This is a genomic window from Bifidobacterium sp. MSK.17.10 (assembly GCF_019129655.1).
Lineage (GTDB): Bacteria > Actinomycetota > Actinomycetes > Actinomycetales > Bifidobacteriaceae > Bifidobacterium > Bifidobacterium adolescentis.
In genome coordinates, this window is sequence record NZ_JAHOJD010000017.1 from 1 (window position 1) to 10,096 (window position 10,096).

General features: G+C 46.1%; 9 protein-coding genes. All 9 read left to right on the forward strand.

The annotated features are described in order from the left end of the window. Positions 1-409: carbohydrate binding domain-containing protein (locus tag KSX58_RS10010; protein ID WP_217752119.1), on the forward strand; the 409-nt coding region annotated here is incomplete at its 5' end. A 380-nt stretch (positions 410-789) separates the two neighbouring features. Next, the gene (locus tag KSX58_RS10015) at positions 790-1,935 is read left to right on the forward strand and encodes a glycosyltransferase family 4 protein (protein ID WP_151918586.1); all 1,146 of its coding nucleotides are present in this window, start codon (positions 790-792) and stop codon (positions 1,933-1,935) included. Then, positions 1,932-3,269 (forward strand): glycosyltransferase, encoded by a 1,338-nt coding sequence (locus KSX58_RS10020; protein ID WP_223896091.1) that lies wholly within the window; start codon positions 1,932-1,934, stop codon positions 3,267-3,269. Before KSX58_RS10015 ends, KSX58_RS10020 begins: the two co-directional genes overlap by 4 nt. Before the next feature lie 2 nt (positions 3,270-3,271). Next, the gene (locus tag KSX58_RS10025; RefSeq protein ID WP_070123103.1) at positions 3,272-4,279 is read left to right on the forward strand and encodes a capsular polysaccharide synthesis protein; all 1,008 of its coding nucleotides are present in this window, start codon (positions 3,272-3,274) and stop codon (positions 4,277-4,279) included. Between the two features lie 104 nt (positions 4,280-4,383). Further along, a complete protein-coding gene (locus tag KSX58_RS10030; RefSeq protein WP_217752120.1) occupies positions 4,384-5,172 on the forward strand; it encodes a glycosyltransferase family 32 protein in 789 nt (262 codons plus the stop codon). 74 nt (positions 5,173-5,246) lie between these two features. After that, positions 5,247-6,257, forward strand: a complete 1,011-nt coding sequence (locus KSX58_RS10035) for a glycosyltransferase (RefSeq protein WP_081337226.1) — start codon at positions 5,247-5,249, stop codon at positions 6,255-6,257. Between the two features lie 40 nt (positions 6,258-6,297). After that, positions 6,298-7,311 carry a nitroreductase family protein gene (locus KSX58_RS10040; protein ID WP_070123106.1) on the forward strand — a complete coding sequence of 338 codons (1,014 nt, stop codon included), beginning with the start codon at positions 6,298-6,300 and terminating at the stop codon, positions 7,309-7,311. Between the two features lie 15 nt (positions 7,312-7,326). After that, a complete protein-coding gene (locus KSX58_RS10045; protein WP_117762833.1) occupies positions 7,327-8,784 on the forward strand; it encodes a lipopolysaccharide biosynthesis protein in 1,458 nt (485 codons plus the stop codon). Positions 8,785-8,788: 4 nt separating this feature from the next. After that, complete coding sequence (locus KSX58_RS10050) at positions 8,789-9,913, forward strand: polysaccharide pyruvyl transferase family protein (RefSeq protein ID WP_254882515.1); 1,125 nt, start codon at positions 8,789-8,791, stop codon at positions 9,911-9,913. Positions 9,914-10,096: the final 183 nt, after the last annotated feature.

Here is a 10,096-nt window from a genome sequence, read left to right on the forward strand (position 1 = left end):
CTGGGACAACAACGGCGGGCAGGGCAAGGACTACCGGGTGAGCGGCTCGGTCGTGTCCGTGTCCGGGGGGAAGGTCTCGTACTCCGCCCCGTCGTTCGACGAGAGCCCGATGACGGTGTGGTACAAGCCGGATTCCTCGTGGAAGACCGCGAAGGTCAACTACCAGGCGAACGGCAAGTGGTCCGGCGGCGCGCAGCAGATGGAGGCCTCCTGCGGCGGCTGGTACAGGTACACGATCCCGGACACCGCCGGCGGGCAGGTGCGCATGGCGTTCACGGATGGCGGTTCCGTCTGGGACAACAACGGCGGGCAGGGCAAGGACTACCGGGTGAGCGGTGACAGTGTCGCCGTGGCCGGCGGTCAGATGATCACCGACGTCACACCAAACTGCGCGGCAACCAACAAATAAACTATTGAGATTATATTCCGCCTGCAGAATGCTGCTAATTGGAGAATCTCTAGTTCTTGAGGGACAACAACGAAAATTTTTTCGTTGTTGTCCCTCAAGTGGTTCTGACGTCATTCACTATTTCAGCTGATAGTGCAAAATTTATTTTTAGAATTTAGAGTTATTGCGTCATTGCAGTGTTACTGCATCACTGCTATTGCACCAACTGTCGTCAACAATGCCCCCGTCTATAGGCAATGAAAGAATACAAAAGATGTATGTGCAGATGAGGGGGTTACCTGTGTTTGGCAATGTTGATAAGCGCTTTCATATTGGTTATTCCTACTTCGCTTCTTTTAAAGAAGGTCTTGCGCGATAGATTTATGGAGCTTGTTCAAGACATGAGAATTGCATTTATCGGGCATAAGCGTATACCTTCTCGTGAGGGCGGTGTTGAAATTGTGGTCGATGAGCTGTCTTCGCGTATGTCGGCACGGGGGAATCGGGTTGTAGTATACAATCGCAAGGGCCATAATGTGGCCGGAGCTGAATTCGATAATACCGTCAATGCTTCAGACAAGCCATTCTCATATCAGGGTGTTCAAGTCGTTCCTGTGACCACGATTGATGCCAAAGGCATGGCTGCGCTGTCTTCCTCCTTCTTCGCCACGTTGAAGGCGATTGCAGCGAAGCCGGATGTGATTCACTACCATGCCGAAGGGCCGTGTGTGATGCTCCGACTGGCGCATTGGGCGGGAATTCGTACCGTTGCCACTATCCATGGCCTCGACTGGCAGCGTGCCAAGTGGGGAAGGTTCGCCTCCACGTATTTGAAGTTCGGCGAACGTACCGCGGCCAAGTGCGCGGACGAGGTCATTGTGCTCAGCCGGAACATGCAGGAATACTTCAAGAACACGTATGAGCGTGATACCCGGTTCATTCCCAACGGCATAGAACGCAAACAGCTGGTTACGGCACAGGAAATCACCAGCGAATATGGTTTGCACAAGGATGACTACATCCTGTTCCTTGGTCGTATCGTTCCAGAAAAAGGCGTGCACTATCTGATCGACGCGTTCGGCAAGCTCGATACGGATAAGAAGCTGGTTATTGCTGGTGGGTCTTCCGATTCAACGGAATACTATGAGCAGGTTAAACAGATGGCGGCGCAGGACCCGCGTATCATACTGACCGGCTTTGTACAGGGGCGTATGCTGCAGGAGTTGTATAGCAACGCGTATATCTATGTGCTGCCGAGTGATCTTGAGGGTATGCCCATGAGTCTGCTCGAGGCGATGAGCTATGGCAATTGCTGCCTGACTTCGGATATCGCCGAATGTACGGAAGTGGTGGAGGATAAGGCTGCCTCCTTCGCGCATGGTTCCGCGGATGCGTTGTACAAGGCATTGAATGAACTAATCCGACATCCTCAGAAAGTCCAGAAGTATAAGAATGAGGCCGCTGATTTCATTACCGGCAAATACAGCTGGGACTCGGTAGTGGATCAGACTCTGGCTTTGTACAAGGGCGAGAAGGTCGGTGAATGATGCGCATTCTGCTGGTCAACAAGTACTTCTACCGCAAGGGCGGCGCCGAAACATATTTCTTTGCCTTGGCCGAAGGCTTGAAGGCGCTTGGCCATGAGGTGGCGTTCTTCTCCATGAAGCATCCCAATAACGAACCAAGTCGTTGGAGCAAGTATTTTGTCTCTGAAAAGGATTATGTGGGGGAGATCTCCGCATTCAAGAAGGTGCAGGAAGCCTCCACGCTGATTTACTCGTTCGAGGCGAAGCGTAAGTTCGAGGCATTGCTGGAGGAGTTTAAGCCCGACATCATCCATATGAATAATGTGCATCGTCAGCTCACGCTGTCGATTCTGGATGCTCCGTATCTGAAGAAGCACCATGTACCGGTGGTATACACGGCGCACGATTATATTCTGCTGTGCCCGGCCTACACCATGGTGAACGGCAGGGGAGAGGTCTGCGATGCCTGCTTGGACAGGCATTTCATGCACGCCACCAAAAACATATGCGTGAAGGGGTCCCGCGCGAAGAGCGCCTTGGCCACCATGGAAGCGGAATTCCTGAAATTCCACCATTCATATGACAAAATCGATCTGATTATCGCGCCTTCGAAATTCATGAAGAGTAAGCTCGATGAGGGAGGCTTTGCCGGCAAGACCGTCGCGATGCAGAACTTCCTGACCGATTCGCAGATGGCGATGGGCGCCCGGGTGGCGAATACGCATAAATTCGAGGATACGAAGGCCGGAGCAAGACCGTATTTCCTGTTCTTCGGTCGCCTTTCCAAGGAGAAGGGCGTTCTCACCTTGGTGAAAGCATTTATGCAGGCTGCGGGGCTCGCTCAGGGGAGTGCCAATGCGCAAAGCGATGATCAAGATGCCCAAGTGATTCCTGATGTATGGGATCTGCACATTGTGGGTGACGGACCGGAACGCGGTGCCATTGAACAGCTGATAGCCTCGGCTGGTCCGCAGGCCGTCTCGCGTATTCATCTGCTGGGATACAAGAGCGGCGAGGATCTGCAACGAGAGGTCGGCAATGCCCGCTTCACCGTGCTGAGCTCCGAATGGCGTGAGAACATGCCGTATTCCGGTTTGGAATCCTTGGCTGCCCAGACCCCGATTATCGGTGCCAGGATCGGTGGCATTCCGGAATTGGTGGAGGAAGGCAAGACAGGGGTCACGTTTGAATCGGGGGATGCTGTGGATTTGCTGAACAGTATGCGCAAATGTTCTGCAGTTAGTGCCTCGAGCTATTCATCCATGCAGCGGTTCTGCCGTGAATATGTCAATGCAAGATGTCTGCAAAATAAGTATGCATTGACATTGATTGATTTATACGAGAGGGTGATTTAGTGATGACGAAGAAACATAATAATCTTGGCCGGATTGTTCATCGAGCCTCAGAAGAAATGTATGCAACGAAAAAAATTGCTGAAGTGACTTCGTGGCCTGAAGCAATTAATACTTTTCGTGCGAAATTAGACATTCAGGTAATGAATCACAATGGATATAAGGAATCGGACGCGGTCAAGAAGCGGTTGCTTCGTAAGCACGAAACGGTTCTCAAGTATCTTGAGAACAAGTTCGGTGATTTTTATGCTGCATACGACTACCGGGCACCTCTTCCAGAGGTTGATCTGGCGTTAAAGAATAAAATCTGGATGTGCTGGTGGCAGGGGCTGGATAATGCTCCGGAAATCGTAAAGGCCTGCGTTGACTCTGTTCGGCGTAATGCAGGAAATCGGGAAGTAATTATAATTACTGACAAGAATGTGCGGGAATATGTTTCTTTTCCCCAGTGTATTCGGAGACGATATAACGAAGGAAGTCTATCTAAGACGCATATTTCGGATTTTCTTCGGCTAGAGCTTCTTTCACGATATGGTGGCTTGTGGTTGGATGCCACTTTTTTCTGTGCAGGTTCGCTAGATAAATCTTTATACTCTGCTCCTCTGTTTTCTATTAAAAGACCCGACTATTTCCATGCATCAGTCGCGGGAGGCATGTTTGCTAATTATTCATTAGGCTGTGATAATGAGCATAGACGTGTATTCGCCACAATTCGTGATTACTTCCTCAAGTATTGGGAAGAAGAGCAATTCCTTGTAGATTATTTGTTGACTGATTATCTCATCGTTCTTGCTCAGAGACATGACTCATACATAGATCAAGCTTTTAAACAGATTAAGCCAAATAATCCGATGTGTGATGAATTATTTAAGGTGCTTGATGAGCCATATGATGCGTTGAAATGGAAAGCGTTGACAAAAGACACCGATCTTTTCAAGTTGACTTGGAAACAACAGTTTAAGACATCTTCTAATCATCAAGAGACTTTTTTGGGAAAAATTTTCAAACAATAAAAAATGTTCAGATGTTCGCAGAATCAATTTTATTGTTTGATAAGTGTTAATAATAAACCTGTAATGCAAAAAGCTTCCCTACTAGGATTTTTGATGAGGTAATCGTGGAAAAAATTATACACTATTGCTGGTTTGGACGGAACAAGCTTTCGCAGCATGCCTTAGATGTAATTGAGACATGGAAGAAGTATGCTCCTGGATATGAAATCAAATGCTGGAATGAAGATAATTTCAATGTAAATGACCATCCATTTACAAAAGCAGCTTATGAATCAGAGAGAATGGCTTTCGTAAGTGATTACGTCAGATTCTGGGCTGTATATAACTACGGTGGAATTTATATGGATCTTGGAAGTGAGTTAATTAAAGATATAAGAGGTCTTGTTTCTTCCTATAAGTGTATTTCTGCAATCGAAAAGAGCACGTGCACTGTTAATAGCGGACTTTTTCTGTCGTGTGAAAAGCATGATTCTTTGGCTGGGGAAGTGCTTTCAAAATATGATGCATTAGAGTATGTGGATTCTGATGACTTCAGATCAAAGCATACTGTTAATGAAATGTTTACGCAGCTTCTAATGGAAAAAGGGTTCCAAAAAAAGGATGAGAAGCAGTCCATTGGAAAATGGACGATATTGCCCTCCGATTGCTTCAACCCGCTTTACGGTATAGGAGGGTTTCATATTAAGAAGAATACATATAGTATTCATCAATATACCGCTTCATGGCGAGAGCCGAAAGAAAGATACAGGGATCAATTGACCCATCGTCTTGCCTTTTATGTGGGACATCGTACTGGAGAGGTGCTGTCTAGGTTAATTACAGAGTTTAAGTTTGAGGACATGGACGATGCTTTTAAGAATCTATTCTCTAAGCTAGCTAATCATCATCGGTAAGCTTTTTGCTCGGCATCTTGGAACTTATATGAATAATGTTCTTCTCATATCTCTATTGAAGTAAGGAATATGTAATGCTAACAAAAAGTGTTCCTCAAGTCTCAGTCATTATTCCTGCATATAATGCGGAAAAATATATTGAAGAATGTGTTCTAAGTGTTCTGAAGCAGAACTATCAAAATTTAGAGATAATTGTCGTAAATGATGGTTCATCAGATTCGACTCTGTCTATTTTGATGAATATGCAGAAACGCTTTCCCTCAGTGCTTGTTTTCTCTAAAGATAATGAGGGTGTTTCTGCGGCGAGAAATTTTGGGATTAGCAAAGCGCACGGGAAGTATGTTTTACTCCTTGACTCGGATGATGCATATTTGCCTGATTCCGTGTCTTTGCTGGTTGAAACGGCTGAACGAAATAAAGCTCAGATGGTGTCTTTCAATTTTGAGACGTTATTCCCAGATGGCTCCATAGGGGAAAGGCCGGTCGAGTATTCTTTTCCGGATGTAAAAACAAGTACTGGGCATGAGTGCGTTGAGTATATTTATGCTGAGCATATAGGTTATTTTTCCTGGGCTTTTATGTATGATCGACAGTTTCTTGTTGATTTGCATATTTTGTATCCTCAGGGGTTTGCTCTTCTTGAAGATGCTCTCTTTTTGAATAAGATTCTGCGACAATGCAGCCGTGTTGCTTATGTGAGCAAGCCTTGTTACAGATATCGCATTACTGAAGGGTCTCTTTCTAAAAGGACCTCGCTCGCAACGGTTGATAGTGCTTTCAAATCGTTGTCCGAGATTCAGCGAATAGCGCATTCGGAAGGTTCCTCCATTAGATTTGATGCACATATCGTGCGTTTATATCTGTATATATACACTCTCTTGATTGATTGTCCGGCATCAAAGGAAAAAAGTAAGCTACGTCATTCGATACGAAAAAAGGTACTAGAGACTTGTTCGAGAAATTCTTTTCAGCTTCTTTGCTTATCTGACAAAATTAAGCTTATATTGCTAAAAGTTTTCCTTTTGGATAATACGCATAACATAAAAGATTGTGTGAAAAAACTTTTGAAGAAAAGTTCTTTCTGACATTATTAATTGAATCTCTAAAAATGGAGCGAGGAAATAAATGAGTGTTAAATCAGCTATCAAAAAGATTTTGCCTGTTTCATTGATTGAAAAAAGGCAGCGCTGGAAAACAAATCGTGCGTTACAGCATGAAGGAAAACGGGAATTCAGAAATTTTGCACAATCTTATGCTGCTCCTGAATGTTCAGATCAGGTTCAGATGGAGAGCCTACTGATCTTTTTCGTGCATCAGATTGAGAAGGGTTTCTCCTTCGATACTTATCAGTATGGTCGTGGTCGCGGGGCTTTACGTAATGCCGCTGATTTATCGGCAAGACTTTCAAAGGTCGATACTCAATGGCGTAACAATCCGGTCTATAAAGACATGATACTTGCCTTGGGCGAATATCGTAGGCGTCATGTACTCGCTGATCAAGACGTCACGTTTATGACGGAATTATTCGATGATGACACAAATGCTGATATCGTATCGGCTTCTAAAAACGAATATCCAAGCATTGAGCTTTCCCTGGCTTCTAAAGCAGACAATGCTGTTGTTCCGTTTGCTGAGTTAACGGAACGTCGGCATGCGGTACGTTCCTATTCTGATGAGCCAGTAACGCGAACGGATCTTGAGAAAGCAGTCACCATGTCTCTGCATACTCCATCTGTCTGCAACAGACAGCCGGCCCGCATTCGTATCTTCACCGATCGGAAATTAATCGGCGAGGCATTGAAAGTACAAGGCGGTTTCGGCGGATATAACCTGCCTCCGGCATTAGTACTCGTAACCGCCGATTTGCGGGTGTTTATGGGAACAAATGAACATAACGAGGGATACGTTGATGGTGGGTTGTTTGCTATGTCAATGTTGTACTCATTGGAGGCATGCGGTCTTGCCGCCTGCCCGCTCAATACAATGTTCAGCGAGGAAAACGATAAGAAAACTCGTGATATGCTCGGTGTCCCCGATAATGAGGTGTTTATCATGTATATCGCTGTAGGTCATTTCCGTGAATCCTCCAAGATCTGCCGCTCTCAGAGATTCGGACTAGATCGTATTCTTATGAACTGATTGCGGAGGTTTTCCTTGGGCAAGTACAAAAATCTGCTGGTAAATATCGGCCTGTTTACGCTGAATACCGTATCGACGAAGCTGATCACGTTCCTACTGGTACCGTTGTATACCTATTTCCTTACGACGGCGCAGTATGGTGTGACGGACATGTCATTGACCGTGGCTGGCTTGATTACTCCGGTCCTGACCTTGTCCATCGGCGACGCCACAACGCGGTATATCATCGATGATCCGAATGATAAGAAGCAATACATATCCGTCGGATTCTGGGTTACACTGTTCGGCTGTCTGCTTATGCTTCTGTTGCTTCCACTGCTGAATTTGCCGATATTTGGTGGTCTTGGGAACTATGAATGGCTTTATCTGGCATATTTTGTCTCGTCCGCATTCAATGCATATTTGGCGAATGTAGCTCGTGGCTTAAACCAGATAAAGCTCATCACCTGGGCATCCATTGCATCGTCCCTTGCATCCGCATCTTCGGCTGGCTTGCTTATCGGATTGCTTGGCTGGAAGGTTGAGGGATACTTCGTTTCTTTGATCTTCGGAGGATTGATCGCGGTCGTTCTGTATCTCATATTCGGAGGTTCTTGGGAATATGTGGCCCTTCCAAGCAAAGAACGTGATTGGCGGGTCCTCAAAAAGATGTTGCTGTATTCCGTGCCGTTGATGCCGAACGCCATTTTTTGGTGGGTCGGCACGAGTGTAAATAGGTTTTTCATTACCAGCATGCTTGGCATCGGAGCATCTGGCTTATTCGCTGCGGCCAGTAAGATACCTAACGTAATGAACATGGTTTCGTCCACGTTCTGGCAGGCATGGAGCTTGTCCGCATTCCAGGAGTTCAAGAAAACGGATACCGGCAAGTTCTACAGCAACGTGTTCGCTGTATTCCGTACGTTCTGTTTTCTTGCGGCATCGGGGCTCATGTTGCTGACTCCATGGCTTGCCTCATTGCTGCTGCAGAAAAAATTCTATGATTCATGGCCTATTATACCGATCCTTATTCTGGCGTTTTTGTTTAATGTATTCGCGGGATTTTATGGGACGGTATTCACCGCGAGCATGAAGACTCGGCACTTGATGACATCTACTGCTGCAGCGGCGATTGTGGTCATCGTGCTGACTTGGCTGCTTATCCGTGTTATGGGTCTACAAGGTGCTGCATGGGCTATGGTCGGCAGTAATTTGGTCATGTACGCCATACGTGTGGTTATGGCCAATCAGATCGTCAAAATCAACGTGAACCGGCCACTTATGCTGGCGAATATTCTGCTAGTATCTGTGCAAACATGTGTATTGGCGTGGCACCCGACTGCGTATACGTTGGTATCGGCTGTGCTGTTCTTGGCTGTGCTCGTGGTGTCTGCCATAGACATCTATCCGTCTGTGAAAACCCTATCCGTCGCGGTTAAGGGCAAGGGTTCAAGGAATAATCACGGAAAACATGTTAGGGAAATGAAGATTTGAGGAGATGGATAAAATGAAAATTGGAACAATCACTTTCCATTGTGCATATAATTTTGGTTCCGCTCTGCAAACTTATGCGTTGAGGAAATATCTTACTGATCTCGGGCATGATGTGCACGTTATTGATTATCGTAGTGAGGATTTCCGGAATTACTGGATTTTCCGAAAATACGGTATCAAATCGTTTGCCGTGGATTTGCTGTTCCTTCCGGGCAATCTACGCAGACGCAGCAGTTTCCAGACTTTTTGGCACAGGCATTTTAATCTGACTAAGAATACTTACGAAGGCACTGACGCAGACCTGCAGATGGCTCAGGATTTGAACGACTTTGATGCGTTTATTTGCGGAAGCGATCAAATCTGGAATCTGGATTGTACTCGCGGTCCTGTTCCGCCGTTCTTCCTTTCATTTGCGCCTAACGACACCAAGAAAATCGCGTATGCGCCAAGTATGTCACATGCCAAGTTTGTAGAGAAGAATTTCACCGCAGAAGACAAGAAGAGGATTTCCGGTTGGCTAAATCGTTTTGACTCGGTATCCGTGCGTGAGATTTCTGTTGCTGGGCAGTTTCAGGACTTGACGGATAAATCCATCGTCGAAACGCTTGATCCGACGCTTTTGCTTGATCTGAAGGACTATCGGCATATTCAAGCACCCGAACTCCAGAAGAGGCTCAAAGAAGGCAAGTATATCTTTGCCTATACGCTGTGGCCGAATAAAGACATGGTGAAATATATTGATGAGCTCGCAGCAGAACGAAATCTGACTATCGTTTACTACTCGAGGAATCCAATTCATTATAAGGCGCATTCCATCAACGTGTGGGGGATTGGCCCTGCTGACTTCCTCACGTTAATCGACAAGGCCGCGTGCGTAGTATCTAACTCATTCCATGCCACGGTGTTCTCTATTCTTTATGGAAAGCCTTTCCTTACGTTTGGAACCGAGAAGAGCAGCTCTCGCATGAAGACGCTTCTCACCAAGCTTGGATTGTCGGAAGAGCATTTGTTGCCGCCCGATTTCGAAGGCGGAACGAGAATTAAGCCGTTTGTGTCTAAGCTAGATGTTGCACGGCTCAATGAACTGCGTGCAACATCCGAGCAATTCCTTAAAATGGCGCTAGCATGAAATGAACGGACGGGTGCCTACCACCGTCTTTTCGATTAAGATTTGAGCGTGAGCTATCGCATAACATTTTTTCATGCGGATTTTGCCGGCACTATTTTCATCCTATAATATGATTTAATTTATATAAAACTTAGAGAGAATTGCAGCATTGCGCGCAAGCTTGGAATGAGATACATGAAAACT